The organism is Gracilibacillus sp. JCM 18860, from assembly GCF_055395245.1.
The window spans coordinates 2,836,135-2,855,263 of record NZ_AP043868.1 but is presented as its reverse complement, the minus strand read 5'-3'; the positions used below and the strand labels follow the sequence as shown (position 1 = coordinate 2,855,263).

At 39.7% G+C, this 19,129-nt stretch carries 15 protein-coding genes, 2 tRNA genes and 1 rRNA gene; 7 read left to right on the top strand and 11 right to left on the bottom strand.

The genetic code is table 11. The features are described from left to right. Positions 1–20 precede the first annotated feature (20 nt). The 4 genes from ACZ5R4_RS14485 to ACZ5R4_RS14470 all read right to left on the bottom strand — a co-directional run bounded on the left by ACZ5R4_RS14485 (position 21) and on the right by ACZ5R4_RS14470 (position 2,472). A tRNA-Ala gene (locus ACZ5R4_RS14485) sits at positions 21–96 on the bottom strand. A gap of 10 nt (positions 97–106) precedes the next feature. Further along, positions 107–183 (bottom strand) — tRNA-Ile (locus ACZ5R4_RS14480). Between the two features lie 112 nt (positions 184–295). Continuing rightward, a 16S ribosomal RNA gene (locus ACZ5R4_RS14475) occupies positions 296–1,857 on the bottom strand. Positions 1,858–2,250: 393 nt separating this feature from the next. Next, on the bottom strand, positions 2,251–2,472 hold the full coding sequence (locus tag ACZ5R4_RS14470; RefSeq protein ID WP_054787884.1) for a hypothetical protein: 222 nt from the start codon (positions 2,470–2,472) through the stop codon (positions 2,251–2,253). Positions 2,473–2,602: 130 nt separating this feature from the next. Here ACZ5R4_RS14470 and pdaB point away from each other — a divergent pair, with 130 nt between their 5' ends. After that, complete coding sequence (gene pdaB, locus ACZ5R4_RS14465) at positions 2,603–3,373, top strand: polysaccharide deacetylase family sporulation protein PdaB (protein ID WP_109985110.1); 771 nt, start codon at positions 2,603–2,605, stop codon at positions 3,371–3,373. Positions 3,374–3,424: 51 nt separating this feature from the next. Here pdaB and ACZ5R4_RS14460 read toward each other — a convergent pair whose 3' ends face one another. Then, positions 3,425–4,030 carry a KinB-signaling pathway activation protein gene (locus ACZ5R4_RS14460; protein WP_054861668.1) on the bottom strand — a complete coding sequence of 202 codons (606 nt, stop codon included), beginning with the start codon at positions 4,028–4,030 and terminating at the stop codon, positions 3,425–3,427. A 166-nt stretch (positions 4,031–4,196) separates the two neighbouring features. Here ACZ5R4_RS14460 and gerD point away from each other — a divergent pair, with 166 nt between their 5' ends. After that, positions 4,197–4,865 carry a spore germination lipoprotein GerD gene (gene gerD / locus ACZ5R4_RS14455; protein WP_109985112.1) on the top strand — a complete coding sequence of 223 codons (669 nt, stop codon included), beginning with the start codon at positions 4,197–4,199 and terminating at the stop codon, positions 4,863–4,865. Between the two features lie 49 nt (positions 4,866–4,914). On the opposite strand, the gene ACZ5R4_RS14450 is transcribed toward gerD, so the two are convergent. The 4 genes from ACZ5R4_RS14450 to ACZ5R4_RS14435 form a co-directional block, all read right to left on the bottom strand. Beyond that, positions 4,915–5,961, bottom strand: a complete 1,047-nt coding sequence (locus ACZ5R4_RS14450; protein ID WP_054787885.1) for an Mrp/NBP35 family ATP-binding protein — start codon at positions 5,959–5,961, stop codon at positions 4,915–4,917. Positions 5,962–6,041: 80 nt separating this feature from the next. Next, positions 6,042–6,761, bottom strand: coding sequence for an N-acetylmuramoyl-L-alanine amidase CwlD (gene cwlD / locus ACZ5R4_RS14445; RefSeq protein ID WP_054861666.1), 720 nt, complete (start codon positions 6,759–6,761; stop codon positions 6,042–6,044). Between the two features lie 66 nt (positions 6,762–6,827). Next, on the bottom strand, positions 6,828–7,394 hold the full coding sequence (locus ACZ5R4_RS14440) for an NADPH-dependent FMN reductase (RefSeq protein WP_054787886.1): 567 nt from the start codon (positions 7,392–7,394) through the stop codon (positions 6,828–6,830). 12 nt (positions 7,395–7,406) lie between these two features. Continuing rightward, a complete protein-coding gene (locus ACZ5R4_RS14435; protein WP_109985156.1) occupies positions 7,407–8,462 on the bottom strand; it encodes an LLM class flavin-dependent oxidoreductase in 1,056 nt (351 codons plus the stop codon). 128 nt (positions 8,463–8,590) lie between these two features. Between ACZ5R4_RS14435 and ACZ5R4_RS14430 the strand changes: the two genes are divergently transcribed. Next, positions 8,591–8,932 carry a winged helix-turn-helix transcriptional regulator gene (locus ACZ5R4_RS14430; protein ID WP_109985113.1) on the top strand — a complete coding sequence of 114 codons (342 nt, stop codon included), beginning with the start codon at positions 8,591–8,593 and terminating at the stop codon, positions 8,930–8,932. A gap of 54 nt (positions 8,933–8,986) precedes the next feature. Here the strand turns inward: ACZ5R4_RS14430 and ACZ5R4_RS14425 are convergent, their stop codons facing one another. Then, positions 8,987–12,238, bottom strand: a complete 3,252-nt coding sequence (locus ACZ5R4_RS14425) for an FIMAH domain-containing protein (RefSeq protein ID WP_464367528.1) — start codon at positions 12,236–12,238, stop codon at positions 8,987–8,989. A gap of 380 nt (positions 12,239–12,618) precedes the next feature. Then, positions 12,619–14,145 (bottom strand): BCCT family transporter, encoded by a 1,527-nt coding sequence (locus tag ACZ5R4_RS14420; RefSeq protein ID WP_109985115.1) that lies wholly within the window; start codon positions 14,143–14,145, stop codon positions 12,619–12,621. Between the two features lie 217 nt (positions 14,146–14,362). On the opposite strand from ACZ5R4_RS14420, the gene ACZ5R4_RS14415 reads away from it, so the two are divergent. From ACZ5R4_RS14415 to ACZ5R4_RS14400, 4 genes are all read left to right on the top strand, one after another. After that, positions 14,363–15,682 carry a phytoene desaturase family protein gene (locus ACZ5R4_RS14415; protein WP_109985116.1) on the top strand — a complete coding sequence of 440 codons (1,320 nt, stop codon included), beginning with the start codon at positions 14,363–14,365 and terminating at the stop codon, positions 15,680–15,682. After that, the gene (locus tag ACZ5R4_RS14410; protein WP_054861663.1) at positions 15,648–16,511 is read left to right on the top strand and encodes an RNA polymerase sigma-70 factor; all 864 of its coding nucleotides are present in this window, start codon (positions 15,648–15,650) and stop codon (positions 16,509–16,511) included. The genes ACZ5R4_RS14415 and ACZ5R4_RS14410 overlap by 35 nt, the downstream gene beginning before the upstream one ends. Before the next feature lie 406 nt (positions 16,512–16,917). After that, positions 16,918–18,189 (top strand): ABC transporter substrate-binding protein, encoded by a 1,272-nt coding sequence (locus ACZ5R4_RS14405; RefSeq protein ID WP_109985117.1) that lies wholly within the window; start codon positions 16,918–16,920, stop codon positions 18,187–18,189. A gap of 40 nt (positions 18,190–18,229) precedes the next feature. Next, positions 18,230–19,129, top strand: coding sequence for a carbohydrate ABC transporter permease (locus tag ACZ5R4_RS14400; protein ID WP_277679277.1), 900 nt, complete (start codon positions 18,230–18,232; stop codon positions 19,127–19,129).

Sequence of the window (19,129 nt, the reverse complement as noted above, 5' to 3'; positions counted from 1 at the left end):
TTTCAAGGTACATGTTTTTATGGTGGAGCCTAGCGGGATCGAACCGCTGACCTCCTGCGTGCAAAGCAGGCGCTCTCCCAGCTGAGCTAAGGCCCCAAGATTAGAATGGTGGGCCTGAGTGGACTTGAACCACCGACCTCACGCTTATCAGGCGTGCGCTCTAACCAGCTGAGCTACAGGCCCATTCTAAAGGTGAATGAAATATGAGGTTATATTAATCACTCAAAACTGAACCAAACAACCAAGTACAATCTATGATGATCTACGCTAATAGATCATTTCCTTATATCCTTAGAAAGGAGGTGATCCAGCCGCACCTTCCGATACGGCTACCTTGTTACGACTTCACCCCAATCATTGGCCCCACCTTCGGCGGCTGGCTCCAAAGGTTACCCCACCGACTTCGGGTGTTGCCAACTCTCGTGGTGTGACGGGCGGTGTGTACAAGGCCCGGGAACGTATTCACCGCGGCATGCTGATCCGCGATTACTAGCGATTCCGGCTTCATGTAGGCGAGTTGCAGCCTACAATCCGAACTGAGAATGGTTTTATGGGATTGGCTTCACCTCACGGCTTCGCTGCCCTTTGTACCATCCATTGTAGCACGTGTGTAGCCCAGGTCATAAGGGGCATGATGATTTGACGTCATCCCCACCTTCCTCCGGTTTGTCACCGGCAGTCACCTTAGAGTGCCCAACTCAATGCTGGCAACTAAGATCAAGGGTTGCGCTCGTTGCGGGACTTAACCCAACATCTCACGACACGAGCTGACGACAACCATGCACCACCTGTCATTCGGTCCCCGAAGGGAACTCCCTATCTCTAGGGACATCCGAAGATGTCAAGACCTGGTAAGGTTCTTCGCGTTGCTTCGAATTAAACCACATGCTCCACCGCTTGTGCGGGCCCCCGTCAATTCTTTTGAGTTTCAGCCTTGCGGCCGTACTCCCCAGGCGGAGTGCTTAATGCGTTAACTGCAGCACTAAGGGGCGGAAACCCCCTAACACCTAGCACTCATCGTTTACGGCGTGGACTACCAGGGTATCTAATCCTGTTCGCTCCCCACGCTTTCGCACCTCAGCGTCAGTTACAGACCAGAGAGCCGCCTTCGCCACTGGTGTTCCTCCACATCTCTACGCATTTCACCGCTACACGTGGAATTCCGCTCTCCTCTTCTGTACTCAAGTTCCCCAGTTTCCAATGACCGCTTGCGGTTGAGCCGCAAGATTTCACATCAGACTTAAGAAACCGCCTACGCGCGCTTTACGCCCAATAATTCCGGACAACGCTTGCCCCCTACGTATTACCGCGGCTGCTGGCACGTAGTTAGCCGGGGCTTCCTCGATAGGTACCGTCAAGGTACCGCCCTATTCGAACGGTACTTGTTCTTCCCTAACAACAGAACTTTACGATCCGAAAACCTTCTTCGTTCACGCGGCGTTGCTCCGTCAGACTTTCGTCCATTGCGGAAGATTCCCTACTGCTGCCTCCCGTAGGAGTCTGGGCCGTGTCTCAGTCCCAGTGTGGCCGATCACCCTCTCAGGTCGGCTATGCATCGTTGCCTTGGTGAGCCGTTACCTCACCAACTAGCTAATGCACCGCGGGCCCATCTGTAAGTGGTAGCTTACGCCACCTTTCCACTTCGGTTCCTATGAACTAAAGTACTATCCGGTATTAGCCCCGGTTTCCCGGAGTTATCCCAGTCTTACAGGCAGGTTGCCCACGTGTTACTCACCCGTCCGCCGCTCGTTCCACTCACGTCCTCCCGAAGGATTCAGTCAGCTTCCCGCGCTCGACTTGCATGTATTAGGCACGCCGCCAGCGTTCGTCCTGAGCCAAGATCAAACTCTCCATAAAATAGATGCACCGAAGTGCTTGTGTTGATCAAGCTCGCTTAAAGCTAGCATGTTCTTACTTTTTTGTACTGGTTGTTTTGTTCAGTTTTCAATGATCAATATCTTATGTCGTTTTTTGCGACGAAATATAATATATCACGCTTCAATATGGTTGTCAACAACTTTTTTTATTCTTTTTATAAGACATGTAAAAAGTGCGAAACTACGATAAAGAAGTGTTCCATCATTTTGACGACAAGACTTAATATATCACATATTGACCTGCTAAACAAGTATTATTTTTAATTTAGAAATTTCTCTTTAAAAACAGATAAAGACCTCGTATCTCCGTAATAGAAACAAGATCTTTATCTTAACATTTAAATTTCAAGGCCACTTCCCATACCAGACTCACTCATTCTATCTTAATTCTTTTCGGAATATATTTTTGAATCTCTTCTTGAGATGCAACTCTTCTATATAATTGAAATAGCACCTTGTACCTTTCATGCATGTTTTGTTTCACCATTTGATCGATACGGTGATCTTCTAGGTCTAGTAACAATTCTTCTAATTCTCTCTTTATTACATATTGTAATTCCGTTTGTTCTTTTTCATTTATCAATAATCCCAACATAATTGTTCACTCCTACCTTCTATTACTATATATATTCCTACTTTTTTTCAAAAATAAACATTATTAGACAGCATATTTTAAGAACAAGCTCATACATATAGAACAAGCCTAATAAAATCGGGGGATATAAATGAGAAAATTATATGTAGTAGACATGAAAAAAAGTAAAAAGCTTCTTTTCATTGTGCCAATTGCTTTTTTTGTTGCCCTTTTTTTATTTTTAGAATCTAATTATTCCTTTACCGTTTTCTCTAATCAAGACGAGCCAAAAGCTCTAAGTGCTGGGAATAAAAAGCACGCATCTGTTGCTTTAACGTTTAATATTAGCTATGGAACAGAGCAAGTGGAGCCAATCTTGGAGCAATTAAAAGCAAAAGAAGCATTAGCCACCTTTTTCGTTAGTGGGGAATGGGCTGAGCGTCATCCAGACCTACTGGAGAAAATTGCAGAGGACAAGCATGAAATAGGGATGCTGGGATATCAGTACAAGTCGTATCTCGAGCAAGAGGAAGAACAAGTAAGAAGTGATATAGCTAAAGCAAAGGAAACTTTTACAAAGCTCGGTTATGAGGATGTCTACTTATTACGTCCACCTAATGGACATATTAATAAAGCAATCCTATCGATCGCAGAAAATCAAGGGATGAAAGTCATTCATTGGAGCGTGAACCCCAACGACTGGAAAAATCCTGGTACAAAAGCCATTACGGATCATGTACTGAAAAACACAGAAAAAGGGGATATTGTTTTATTGCATGCATCAGATTCCGTCAAACAAACAGATAAGGCTTTAGAGGCTATCATACCAGAGTTAAAAAATAAAAATCTTGATATAGTGACGATCTCTCAATTGATTACCAATGCAGATGGTTCTCAAAGTGAATTGAAAAGTAATAAGTAAACTCATGAAATTAATAACGCATTCGCTCGTATTGTAAGCGAATGCGTTTTTTTAACGTCCCTTTGTAGCTTTTGTTTTTTCGGTTAGTCGGTGAAGGATTAATAATTGATATGTATTACAGATAATTAATGGAACGATCATTAACCAAGCATAGTCTCCTCCATTGGTTCTCAGTCCCGGAACCCACTCTATTGATGTAATGACAACCATGAAAAACAAAGCTGGAATAAAAGCCCTTTGGTTCGTTTCCTTTGCTTTGATTCGAGCGATGACAATACTATAAACCAACAACGCGATTGCAGTTAACAAGAATGGTGTAATCGTGCCATCCTCCACCGATTTATAACGGAAGTAGACTAAATCAAATAATGTAAACAAAATCAGGCCTATTTGTATAGTTGGCCAAAATCCACGAAAGATACCTAAAGCAAACTGATTTACGGTTAAATAGGCAAAAAAACCCATTTGACTAACTAAACTAAAAACAAAGCCCAAAGCTAAGAAGAAGATCAACAAACCCAATAATTCAAACCAATCGAAAGGGCTTAAGAACTTAATATAAGCATCACTTTTTACAAAGAAACTTGTGATTAATGTCGAAATTCCTCCTAAAAGCAAGGTAGAAAAAAACAATCGTACGACATTACGACTTTTCAAAATAAATCCCCCTAATTCTTTACTTCCTATTCTTTAGATATTTTACCATGAACCCTATTTTTTTTCGCTTTATAATACATATTAATTTTAAAAAGACCCCATATTAGGAGTACATAGAAATTTCAAAAAACGACTTGAGATATATGGAAAGAAAGGTAGCGGTCTAATGAATTTATCAAAGTTTTTTATCCTAACGATACTTTCACTGCTATTCCTTAGCGCCTGCGGTGGTGGTGGCAATACCCAGGGCAAGGAAGAGGGTGATTATGAGGGCACTAAGAAAATGGTGGCTGATATTTTGAAAACAGATGAAGGAAAAAAAGCCATAACAGAGGTATTATCTAGTGACGATATGCAAAAAACCTATGTCATTGATGCAAAGGTAGTACAGCAAACAGTACAAGAAGCCTTAACTTCAGACAAAGGGAAGGAGTTCTGGACAAAGATGTTCCAGGATCCAAAATTTGTTGAGTCCTTTTCACTCGCTCTACAAGATCAACAAGAGAAAGTGATGAAGACCTTAATGAGTGATCCAGAATTCCAGAAAAAATTTATCGAAATACTGAGCAATCCCGAAATGGAAGATCAAACATTAACCGTTCTGACAGGACAAAAGTTTCGCTCTCATCTGGAAAAGGTTATGGAGGAAATGTTCAGCTCCCCTATGTTCCAAGCCAAAATCTCTGAATTGTTATTAAATGCAGCGAAGGAAATGAAGCCTAGCGAAGGAGGACAATCCCAATCTGGAGGACAAGGAGAGTCCGGAGGTGGACAGCAACAGCAAGGCGGACAGGGAGAACAAGGCAACCAAGGTGGCGGAGGAGGAGGAGCGTAGGAACAAAGGGAGCATGCCCTCAGCCCGAGCATGCTCCTTTTGTAAATATTTATAGACGTTCAATAATTTGCTTAGCAATGGACAAATATTCTTGACCATTAGGGTGATCCTCCTGATAAACAGAAGGGGCAAATATTCCTTCTTCTTCATAAGGCTGTTGAAGTGATAGGCGCCCTATTACATTTGTGTCTAAAACTTCCGCTAGCTTGTCTCCTCCACCTTTTCCAAAGACATATTCCTTTTCGCCTGTTTTCTTACTCACGTAAAAGGACATGTTTTCCACAACACCAAGCAGCTCATGATCCGTATTAATCGCCATTTGTCCTGCTCTCGCTGCTACAAATGCTGCCGTTGGATGAGGAGTGGTTACAATAATCTCCTTCGAGCTTGGTATCATATTGTGAACATCAAGTGCCACATCACCAGTTCCAGGAGGCAGATCTAATAATAAATAATCTAATTCTCCCCACTCCACCTCTTTAAAAAAGCTTGCTAGCATTTTCCCTAGTCTAGGACCACGCCAGATAACAGGGGAATTATCTTCCACAAAAAATCCCATCGACATTACCTTGACACCAAAACGTTCTACTGGAATAATTTTATTCCCTTTTAATTTCGGACGTTCTTCCACACCCATCATATCAGGAACACTAAAGCCATAAATATCAGCATCAATAATCCCGACTTTGTTTCCTAATCGCGCCAAAGCAACAGCTGTATTTACAGTTACGGTTGATTTACCAACTCCGCCTTTACCACTCGCGATCGCTAAAAATTTTGTCGTAGAGCTTTCACTTAATAGTCCAGGCTTATCCTCAGATGTCGGTTGATATTTCTTAATCACTTCCTCTGGTAAGGAAGAAAATCTTAATCCAACTGTCGCAGCACCTAGATTCTTCAATGCCCCTACAAGCTCTTGCTGTAATTGCATCTGCTCTGCTGTATTCGTTTTCGCAATCGCTAATTTAACACTGACATGATTCTTATCAGGCTTAATCGTGATTTCTTCTATACCATCTGTCTCTTTGAACGTTTTATGTAAAAACGGATCCTTCATATTGTGCAGTAATTCTCTTACCTTTTGTTCCGAAAGCAAAATAGGTCACCTCGATTGTATTCTTGTGTACTCCTATCTGCTAGTATAACACAAATTTCTTCAATTCTAAGCAGGACGCATTATGGATTTTCTTCTTCCTTCCCTGTAATGTAATTTAAAATCCCTTTATAAATACTTGCCGCCATCTTACGTTGATAATCATCTGATTTCAGTAATCCAAGCTCCTCTTCATTGGACAAAAAACCAATCTCAACAAGCGCACCAGGTGCTTTTGCATATTTCAAAACAAAAATTTGATGGATAGGAAGAGCTACACGATTTGTATTTTCTAGGTTGCGAATAATTTCTGCTTGAATAGCCTTTGCCAGCTTTTCATTTTGATCTTTTCCCGGGTAATAAAAGGTCTGGGCACCCTTCCACTGTCTGTCACCAAGTGCATTTAAATGAATGCTTAAGAAAAAATCGGCATTTTTATCACTAATAAATTGAACACGGCGCTGAATATCCTCTGCTTTCCTTCTCGATAAACCTTTGGTCCCTTCATCTGCAAGATCATAGTCCCCTTCTCTAGTTAAGTATACGGAAGCACCAGCCTGCTGGAGATAATCCTTCAGTAAGTTCGATACCTTCAGCGTGATCTCTTTTTCCTGTGTCTCATCTGAGCCCTCTGCACCTCCATCAGCACCACCATGTCCCGGGTCAAGTACAATAGTTTTTCCTGCAAGTGGCAGGGACCAGCTTTCCCAAGAATCCATTGAATCTTGCATAGGGTATTGAATCAATATAATTAATACAAATAGTCCAATTAACCATAATACGATTTTTAAGATACGTGACATACCCGCTTCTCCTCCCATATTCACGCCTTCATTTAACTATATGGGACAAGCGAGCGGGTTATGCCGTTAAAAATCGTATTGCTCTTCTTTTTCTTGTAATAGCTGTTGATACGTTTTTGTTAACATAATCGTATCTTCCACCAAGCGATCGATTCGAAATAATATATCCTCATTAATAATTTCCTTTTGGTAAAAGTCCACTTCTTCTATATAGACGTAAGTTTGCACAATTTGCGCCTTCATATAGGATAAAATTGGCTTTATTTGTTGCTCTGGTATCAAAAAGTGACGGCTTGAGCCTGCTGTCACGATCATGCTTACTACCTTATCTCGAAAAGCATTGATTGGTAACAAGTCAAAAATGTTCTTCAATGTTCCAGGTATCGACGCTTGAAAAATCGGTGTTCCAATGATTAGTGCATCTGCTTCCATTACCTTCTCTGTTACATATTTCGTATCCCCTGTATAGTCCAAATAATGTCGACCATCACTAAATTCCAGCTGATAATCGGTTAAATCTAATAAAGTTATTTCCACTTCTGGATAGGATTCTATTATCTTTTTGGTCGTATAATCTATCGCCGTTCTTGTCTTTGAACCTACTGTCGATCCAGACAATGCTACTACTTTCATGATGATCCCCCCTTATTTTACTGTATACTTTCGAATAGCTGGTAAAACTTCCTTCCCGACTAGCTCTATATTTTTACGGAGCTTATCAAAGGGAATGCCACCAAAATCCATTTGAGCAATATAGCGTTGGTGACCATAGACCTCATGCTGATACAGAATTTTTTCGATGACTTCCTGTGGACTACCAATATTCATCACATTACGCTTGTCTGCACCTTGAGCAAAATGCTGCTTCGGATAACCTCTACCATTTGTATGTTGCATTCCTTCATTAATGGAAGGATAAGTCTCTCGTTGCGCTTGTTGCGTGGTTTCCGCTAAATAGAAAAATCCAGCTGTTGCCACAGGGAATTCCTTCGGGTCAAATCCCGCTTCCTGTAAAGCATGACGGTAATCATCGATGGTCCGTTTAAAAATAGAAACAGGGCCACCTAGCGTTGCTAGGAATATCGGTACTCCTGCATAACCAGCCTTAACTGCACTGGATGGATGCCCTCCAACCGCTCGCCAAATTGGAAGAGAACCATTAACCGGTCGTGGTAGGACCTTCGCATTTTGAAGCGGTGCACGAAATTCTCCACTCCAGTTCACTACTTCTTCTTCATTTATTTGTAATAGTAGGGCTAGCTTCTCTTCAAATAAACCTTCATAATCCTTTAAATCATAACCAAGCAACTCAAAATTACCGACTCGCGATGCTCTTCCTGCGATGATCTCTGCACGACCTTTCGAAATAAGATCAATCGTCGCAAAATCCTCATAAACACGAACAGGATCTAATGTGCTAATAATAGTGGAGGAGCTAGCTATCTTGATCTTCTTAGTCGCTTGGGCGATTGCCGCCAAAACAACGGAGTGAGCTTGTGTCGTAAAATATTCCTGATGACTCTCCCCTACACTAAAGAAGTCAATGCCTACATCCTCAGCAAGCTTAGCTAATTCGATGATTTCCTCGATTCGTTGTGCTGCCGAAATCCTTTCACCAGTTGCAGGATTAGGGAGATGATCACCTAATGTATATAAGCCAAATTCTAAACCTTTTCTCGGGTCTATACGATATTTTTCCATCAAAGCCATACACTACCTTTCTTCTCTTATTCCTATATATGTTATTATGAAGCATATGACCATTTACGTGAAGTACGCACTTATAAGATATATAGTATACAAAAAGATACTAATAGGAGAGATGTAAGATGAAATATAATCCAAAAGCATGTCGGGTAGAGGATGCCTTGAGTATACTAGTTGGAAAGTGGAAACCTCTCATTTTATTACATTTATTAAATGAAGGAACACAACGATTCAATGAGTTAAAACGTAGTATACCCGGCATTACCCAAAAAATGCTGACAAAGCAATTGCGCGAGTTAGAGGAAGAAGATATTATTGAGCGCGTCGTCTATCCTCAGGTTCCACCTAAAGTGGAATACTCGATAACAGATTATGGAAAAAGCCTTCAACCTATTCTAGAGGCCATGCATGAATGGGGAACAAAGCATACCTTAAGAAAACTGGAAAAAACGGAGAATGGATGAATAAAGCAAAAGAAAAGTCCTGTTTCCGATTGAACAGGACTTTCCTTGCTAAAACTATAGATTTTTTAGCTGTTTTTTCAACGCTTCTGAATAATGTGTTAAATAAGCATAGGCTAATGGGGAAACATTTTCTCTTCCTTCTGCCTTGTCTAGTTGCTTGCTAAACTTTGCGAGAAATTTTTGCGCTTGATTTGTTGAGCCTCTTTCTACATGGTGTTTCACTTGTTTTAATGTATTCGTTAGTTGAGAAACGGCGGTCCCTGTAATGTCCTCTGTTCGTACATATTCTTCCATATGGTTAGTCAAAACGGTAAGATATCCGGTTGTTACTTCTACCACATTCGATGTTTCCGATTCTCCACTTGCATTGGCTGCTTTAATGTAATAGGTATAAGTAACATTTGGTTCTGCGGTTCGATCATAGAAAGTATCTACTTTTGCATAACCCAAATACTTTACCTCACCATCTGCTTCTCTATAGACATTATATTGATTCGCACCACCATTTGACTCCCAGGCAAGCCCAACAAAATTATTTCCGATCATTGTTACCCTTAACTCAGTTGGCGTGCCAGGAACAGGCATCTTGATGGCTATCGCCTCTGACAGATTCGATTCACCCATTTCATTAACGGCAGTTATTTTGTAACTATAGCCTGTATCGCTGATACTCACACTTTCGTCGATATAAGCAGATTCATCGGTACTCGAAATTTGACGATAATCTCCGTCTTCATTTGTTTTACGATAAACATTATAGCTTTCTGCTTCTGCAACGTCCTCCCAATTGATCTCAAATGCTGAGGTGGTAATCTCTCCAGCGGTTAACCCTGTTGGCACCTTCGGAATCTCAATCGCCTCTTCTGTGGTCGTTGATACCACTTCTGATAATGCTGATTCTCCTCCAGTACTTGCTGTAGAAATCTTATAATAATAAGTTGTCGAGGCTTCTACTGGCTTATCCATATAGGAAGGTGTCGTCGAATTTGCTACCTTCGTGAATTCTCCATTAGGATCAGTCGACCTATAAATACTATAGCTTATAGCATTTTCCACCTGTTGCCACTCCAGCATTACGGTAATACTTTTAGTTTCTGTTATCGTAACGCCACTAGGCGTAGCAGGTTTTGGTTGGTTCGGATCATAGAAGAAAATCTCCGCTTGATCTGAGTGCTCAGACTCTCCTCCCGCATTGATTGCAGAAATCTTATATTGATAGGTAACACCTAATTCCACCGTATCATCCTGATAAGCAGGTTGCTCTGTAGTTGCAATCGCCCGGAAGGAAGGGTCCTTAGATGAAGCGCGGTAGATGAGGTACTGCTCCGCTTGTGAAACAGCAGACCAATTCAGTGAAACGTCCTCCCCATTCATCTCTGCTTTCAGATCGGCAGGGATATCATCAGGTGGTTCGGTATCTGGAGCAGTCGGCTTTAATAAAACAAAATAGTTCATCCGTTTGGTGTTATTATTTGGCCCCATCACAACATGAGATCCTGCAGGGTAGTTCTTTTTATAAAGCTCAAAAGTAACAGGTTGATCATCCACTATTGTTTGCCCAGTATTTTCATAATGTTCAGATAACCACTTTGGTTTTGGACTAACTCTGGAGTCATGTGCAACATAGACATCCGTATCTGCCGCTAAGTAAAAGGAAACCAAATCGTCACTCGAGGCACTTCTGGAATTAACAGCAGACCGAATCCATTCAACACCAAGCAAGGTATCAGGTATAGAGATAAAATGATAACCATCCCTGTCCCCTGCTACAAGGTCTCCTATTTGAAGGTTTTTCTCCACAGACCATTTACTTGCATTTTCCTTACCATTCCCACTATTATCATGGACAATTACATTCTTTGCGAGTGTCCCTTCTAATAGTGGCAGTGGTTCATCATCTGGCTCTGGTTCTGGATCAGGCTCTTCCACTGGTGGAACGAAAGGATCTTCATCCCAAACAGGCGGTTCCATTGGATAGCCCTCTGGAAAAGCAGAGCTTGCTAATTCATTTAAATAAACCTCTAAATTCGTATAACCATTCCCATTTTTGTCTCCATTGCGATCCGCTGGATTATTCGGATCAAGCCCTTTCGCTAGCTCCCACTCATCAGGCATCCCGTCCTGATCCGTATCTTTCAGAGCCTTTCCTTTATCCAAATCAGGAAAACCACCAACATCTTGCTCATGTCCTATAATCGCTCCTGTTTGGTTTCGCACATCATGGATTACTTTTTGATCGACCCTGTCTCTTATTAAGGAAGAACCAGCGTAATCTAAAACATGCTCATAAGCGGCTTCTGGCTCCTCTACATTTGTAAGCGGGTAAGCGAATCGATCCTCCACAATAACACTTGGCCTTTCCGCCTCCATCATATCTGTTCCAGTATCGGTACCATCTAAAACACCATTTTTATTACTATCAATTCGATTATTATGAAGATATAAGCTATAATTTTCGTTCCCTCGTACGACCGCATATTCCGGATTAGCCGAGTTTATACCTGCAATAAAGTAATTCCCTTCTACATTCCCATATCCTTTTGTACCGGATTCTCCTCCAGCCACATAAGGATAACCACCCCAGTTGTATACAACATTATTAACAAAATCAATTTGCCCTTTCGTCTTAGGATTTCGATCATTATTATGGGCATACAGATTATGATGCATCGTGATCGTATTCATTTCAATAAGCCCCCCCATTGAATGGGTTAAAAGACCTTCTGAAATGATCGACCATTGCACGGTTATATTTTTCGATTCAGGGTTTTCGTAGTTTTTACTTAAAATAGAGAGGTTTTCGTCTGTCCCCCAAGAAAAGGAGGAATGATCAATAATGACATTTTGAGAATCTTCGAAATATAAAGCATCATCCGAGATACTTTTACCTAAGCGAAAACGCATATAACGGATAATAATATTATTACTATCTATAAAACGAACGTTATTTCCCTTTATTGTCACACCATCTCCTGGTGCGGTTTGACCAGCTATCGTAATATTCGCTTTATTCCTAACAATTATTTGAGGAATCGTAATATTGCCACCTATATCAAACACAATCGTTCTAGGGGTATCACCAGCGGTTGTTAGTGCATCATGGAACGTTCCAGGACCTTTAAGATCATAGCTCGTAACATGATATACTTCTCCCCCTCTGCCTCCTTTTGCATATTGACCAAATCCTTCTGCACCCGGAAAAGCCAAGAGCTCTTCTTCCTCCGCAGCAAAGACATTAGACTGAAACACCGGAAAAAAGGTAAGACAGACAACAAAACATAATAAAAACGGAAAAAAGGATTTCATAGCAAACCTCCATTTTGAAATAGTAAGATTTCGGTCATTAGGAAAATCCCTGCTACCTGATGACGATTAGCGTATTAGGCTCCCCCCCTTTCGTTGTTAACATAATCGCTCTATAATCAGATTAAATCTGTATGTAACCGCTAACAATAAACAATTCTTACATTTTATATACAAAAACGATAGACAGGTTTGCTGAATTCGTTCATTAGAAAGGAACTTCTATGAGGAATCTAGCGATAGAAAGAGGAGAAATAGCTATGCATTGAAACAATCCCCCTTGACTTTTAAATATCTATCATGACATTCATACCAAGGAGGCAATTACATGAGACAAACAAGAATGAAAATATTTAACGTGAAAATTAATTCGAATCACATTCCTATTTTTTGGTTTTTTTCTTTTTTTCAAGTGATCTAATTCGACCAATCCCCAATTGCTTTGCTTCTTGTTGTAATGATTTAAGTAAACTAACCGCCATTAATATCATCACTAAGGAAAATGGTAATGCTGCTACAATCATAGTATTTTGTAGTGCTTGCAGGCCACCAGAGTAAATCAGTGCAAGTGCCGTAAGGGAAAGGAAAATTCCCCAAACCATTTTAATTCTTTTACTCGGATTTTGAGATCCATTTGAAGTCATCATTCCTAATACGAACGTTCCTGAATCAGCCGAAGTGACAAAGAATGTAATAATAATGATAATCGTTAAAATAGACCATGCCATACCAGCTGGATAGGTCTCTAATATACCAAAAAGGGATTCCTCAGGTAAGAGCGAGGAAATGCTAATACCTGACAGTTCCGTAGTGATCGCCGCACTACCAAATGTCGTAAACCAGATAAAACTAATAATAGTAGGGGCTAATAATACATAAATGACAAACTCACGAATTGTACGTCCTTTTGATACCCGTGCAATGAAAACCCCAACGAAAGGTGACCAAGCAATCCACCAAGCCCAGTAAAAAATAGTCCAATCATTAATCCAACTACGAATATTTTCATTTAATGGAGCGATTCTTAAACTCATTTTAATAAAATTTTGCAAATAACTTCCCACTGAATCCACCAATAAATTTAGAGTAAAAAGTGTAGAACCAAAAATAAATACAGCTAAAAAAAGCAGCGTAGAAAAGCCCATATTGACATTACTTAGAATCTTAATGCCTTTTCCTATACCAGTTATGGCAGAGATCATGAACAATACTGTTACAACAAAAACAATAATGGTTTGCGTAGTCAAACCTCGAGGAATATCAAATAAATAGGATAGGCCGCCATTGATTTGTATTGCTCCAAATCCTAACGATGTAGCAACCCCCATAATTGTGGCAATAACAGCGACAACATCAATTATTTTCCCAGTTATTCCGTCAGCCTGATCACCAATGAGCGGACGCAATGTTTTACTTATTAAGCTTATTTCACCTTTTCTAAAAGCAAAGTAAGCAATCGCTAAACCGACAATACTATAAACAGCCCAAGGATGTATGCCATAATGAAAGAAAGTAAATCGTATAGCATCCTTAATCCCCTGATCTGTCCCTAACTCCCCTGTTGGTGACTGAATGGCATAGTGACTGATCGGTTCATAAGCACCATAGAAGATTAGCCCAATGCCAATACCTGCACTAAACAGCATGGCAATCCATGAAGGACGTGAAAATTCAGGCTTTTCATCCTGCTTTCCCAGTTTAATTCTCCCTATTGGGCTAACTAAAAGATAAATACATATCAATACAAATCCAGATACGATGATTAAATAATACCAGCCAAGTGATTGAATGATAAAATTTTGGGTTTTGTTTGTAAGATGCTCGATAAACTCCGGCATTAAGATTCCCAAGATAACAAGTACAGCCATAATGGCTAAGGAGGTAATAAAAACAAATGAACCTTTTTTCATATTTCGTCGTAAACTCCCATCTGTATTAGTCTCTTCTTTGACAGTTCAACTGTATTATGTAACTATTTTCTTCTTTTATTTCAACAATATTCGTAAATTACACCAATCTGCCATTGTTACGTGGTCTTAACCCAACCAAAAAATATATTTGAAAACATGTCACAAATCTTAGCCCTTTGTCGTCTTGAATAATGAAATAATAAGAGGAGGTTAACTTATGACTAGAAAATGGGATGTTATCATTGTTGGTGGTGGATTAGCAGGATATGTTGCAGCAAATTATTTAATTAAAACCAATAGGTCCATATTACTTATTGAGAAAGGGAAAATTGTTGGAGGAAGGGCTAGGACAACTAAGATGAACGACCAGTGTTTCAATCTTGGCCCACATGCCCTTTATAAAAAAGGGAAAGCCACGGCTATTCTTGAAGAATTAGATATTAAGTTGAATGGCAGCTCACCTAGATTATCTGGCATACTAATGGATAATCATATCGAATATGCTGCTCCATTTTCTCCATCTACACTTTTTAGTACCCAGCTATTGAACACAAAGGAACGGATGGAGTGGATAAAGGTTCTGTTAAAATTAATGACTATAACTCCTGAAAAATTAGCAAATCTTACTTTTCAACAATGGGTTAGACAAGTGACCCAATCCAAAATGGTAGAATCGTTACTATATACCCTTGGAAGACTGGCAAGCTATTGTCATGCTCCTGAAAAAGTGAGCGCAAAAGCAATATTATCATGTGTGAAATCGGCTATGGGAGGTGTACTGTATTTAGATGGTGGCTGGCAAACAATGATAAACCAGCTTCATAATAGGGCCACTCATTCAGGTATGGAGGTCTGGCAGCATACTCATGTTAAACAAATCGAACCTGCACAACAGAAGCAATTCCAATTAGTACTTTCAAATGGTAAGAAAATTCTAGGAGAGCATGTAATTTGTACAACAGGACCTCATGAATTAAATGATATACTAAGTAAAAAGATGGTGTTCCCTCAAAGAGAATTTTTATCTCAGATTACACCTATTAGAGGAGCAACTTTAGATATTGCTTTGACACAACTTCCTAACCAAAACCAATTATTCGCCATGGACATCAAAGCTCCTCTCTATTATTCCGTGCATTCCGCTTTTGCTCGCCTCTCTAATCATCCAAGGAATGCTATTCTTCATGTTTTTAAATACCATCATCCAGATCAACACATGGATGGAGCCATAATTAAAAAAGAGCTGGAGCAATTCCTAGATGTGTTGCAGCCAGGTTGGCAAGAGTATGTGATATTCAAACGATTTCTTCCCCACATTACGGTGAATCAGCGTTTACCTCAAATAGGAGATGAACAGAAAATACTAGATTGTCAAACAGAAATACCAGGATTATATATAGCCGGAGATTGGGCATCTCCCCATTCTATTTTGGCAGAAGCAGCCATAACTAGTGGCAAACAAGCAGCTGAAAAAGTTATTTTAAATGAAAAGAGGCATAACGATGGAGATTACAAAAGCAGATTATCAGCTATTTAAACCGTTGTTATTTTCATTAGGTTATCGAATGTTAGGCTCCGTAATAGACACGGAGGACATGGTGCAGGAAACCTTTCTAAAAGCATACCAATTGAACAAAAATGATATAAAGAACAAGAAAGCATATCTCTGTAAAATAATGACAAACCTTTGTCTCGATCTATTAAAGTCTGCACGGTATAAACGAGAGCAATATACAGGACCATGGAATCCCGAGCCCTTACTCCTCGAGAAAATACACGAATTAGACCCAAGCGAAACAGTCATCCAAAAAGAAGGGTTAAGTATTGCTTATCTACGAATGATGGAACATCTAACAGCAGATGAGCGAGCAATCCTGCTTTTAAGAGAGGTATTCAGTTTTTCATACTCTGAGATTGCTCATATCATTAAAAAGAAAGAAGACAATTGTAGAAAAATTTTTAGTAGAGCAAAACAAAAGATTTTAGTAGTGGAAGGTGAAAGTCTAAACTATGAAAAAAACAGGTCAATCATTGATCTTTTTGTAGAGGCCTTCCAAAAAGAAAACACAGCTGCATTAATGGAACTTATCTCTAATAATGTTACCCTTTATTCTGATGGAGGTGGTAAGGTTAGTGCAGCAACACGGCCAATTGTATCGACTACGAATGTCTTGGCTCTATTATATGGCATCATGAAAAAAACCCCAGAGGACTTTTACTTTGAAGTTAAAAGCATTAATTATCAACCTGCTATCGTGATCTATATCCATGGTGACATTCATAGTGTCCTCAGTTTTTATATTGATAAGGAACAGATAAACGAAATTTATATAACGATGAACCCTGAGAAATTACCGATTGCTTAATGGAACGAGAGATAGGTTAATATAGAATTTCAAAGGACCTTACTTTTAGCACTACTCCCAAGACTATAGCTATAGTCTTGGGAGTAGTGCTATGGTGTATGGAAAAATTGTCAATAAAACGAGTATAATTGGTTAATTATACCTCCTTGACAAGGTTTGGAAAATCATTTAAAATTTCATAGTAAGTTTATCGTTCGAACAAAGTAAGTCTGAATAATTGAATCATTTTCTCAAGTAAATCAATGACACAACACGAATTTGTAAGCGGTTACTTGTAAAAACCCTTAATTTTATTGAAGGGAGTGGAAACAAGTTTTTGGCATGAGGCAAGACATCATTACGTATACTGACAAACCCTCTTCTAGAGATTAGCAGTGTAATCCAAACGTAAAAAGGTGGAGTAGAAATGACAAAAAGTAATTCATTATTTGTTTTTTTAGTGTGGCTCATGTTAATCGTTGTACTTGTTGGTTGTTCGTCATCTTCAGCTGAGGATAAAAAAGAGCTTAGGATTTGGACTTTCACAGATGAGGCCAAATATGCTGTGGAAAAGTTTCAAGAAGCAAACCCAGATATTAAGGTAGATGTCCTATTTATCAATAACGATAATTATGTAAAAAAGCTAATGTCTGTGTTACAGGTTGAAAAAAATGTCCCTGACGTGTTTTTTGTAGAAAAAGCCTATTGGCCACAGATTAGGGAGATTCCTCGATTAGAGGATTTATCGCAAGCTCCTTATAACGCAGAAGAAATACTAGATCAGCAATACCAATATATTCAGGATGATGAAAAAGACGAAGAAGGCATCATAAGAGGTCTGGGATATCAAGGTACACCAGGGGCTTTCTACTATCGACGTGATCTAGCCAAGGAATATTTGGGCACAGATGATCCAGAGGAAGTAAGTAAGTTGATTTCAAGCTGGGATAAAATAATGGATATCGGAGAGCGAGTAGTAGAAGAAAGTAATGGCGAGGTTCATGCATTGGCGAATTGGAGTGATATCGGTTCAGTAGAAAGCTCTAATATAAAAGAGCCTTGGGTGGTTGATGAGAAATTAGTGATCGATCCAGTTAGAGTGGAAGCAGCAGAACTTGCCAAGGAGGCTAGAGAGCGAAAGGTATTGGCAAATTATGAATCCTGGGGCCCTGCTTGGACTGCATCAATGCAGCAAGGAACCGTTATGTTTTATGCCATGCCTACTTGGGCACTGCCTCATGTTTTTGAGAATAATGCTCCTGAAACAGCTGGGAAATGGGGGGTAACCCATGGACCAAAAGCCTTTACTGGTGGCGGGACTTTCCTAGCCATGTATAACGGAAGTGAAAATAAAGAGGTCGCTTGGGAATTTATGAAGTTTTACACCACAGATAGAGATTTTCTAACGGAATTGGCCAAGAACGAGCAGTACTTTCTAAGCAACAAAGAAATTAATATCGAATTAGCACCTGAATTAACCTCAGACTTTTTAAACGGTCAGAAATACTTTGCATTCTTTAATGAAGCAGGCGAAGAAGCGCCTTCTGCCCCGCAATCAACATATGATAATGATATTAATGGCTTGTGGGATGAAAAAGTGAATGATTTTTTAAATGGTAGATTAGAAACGATAGACGATATGATTGCCTCATTTAAGAAAGATGTCGGTCATCATTTTCCAGAAATTCAAGTAGATTAACATCATTCTGACTTAATAGATTTTCTGAGGAGGAGAAATAATGTTTTCAAAGACATTACGAAAAGATACTTATGGTTATCTATTTATCGCCCCATTCTTTATTATATTTCTTGTGTTCGGGCTATATCCTATCATGTATTCCTTCTACTTAAGCTTTACAGACTGGGACGGTTTTACGAATCCAACCATCGTAGGAGTGGAGAACTATCTAAGATTGTTTGGTGACTTCTTTTTCTACAAATCCTTATTCAATACATTGGTTATTTGGATTGTTTCGGTCATTCCCCAGTTAACTGTCAGTTTAGTACTAGCTGTTGTACTACATGAAAAATTTGTGAAAGGTAAAAGTATTTTCAGGGCGGTGTTTTTCTTTCCTAATATTGTTACTGCCGCATCGCTAGGTTTATTAGTTGCCTTAATTTTCAGCTGGCAAACAGGCAGCTTTAATCAGTTCCTAATAGCTATAGGAATGATTGACGATCCAATTCAATGGACAGATATGCCAAATTTTATGAGGGGCTTAGTATCGTCCATTCTGTTCTGGCAATATTTTGGGTACTCAATGATTATCTATATAGCAGGTCTCCAAGGTATCTCAAGGGACTTATTAGAGGCTGCAGAAATTGATGGCGCTTCCAAGGTAAGGGTGTTCTTTAGTATAACTCTCCCCCTACTAAAGCCAATCATTTTATTCCAAGTAGTAACCTCGATTATTGGGGGTATGCAAATCTTTGATCAACCCTACGCCTTAACGGATGGATCGGGACAGCCAGATAATTCCACCCTTACTAGTGTCATGTATTTGTATGAGACGGCATTTACTCGTTATCAATATGGATATGGTTCCGCAATTGCCTTCGGGTTGTTCCTTGTTATTGTCGTCTTCTCGATTATATCCTTTGCCACGATGAACGCCAGAACAAAGAGTGAACAAAAATAA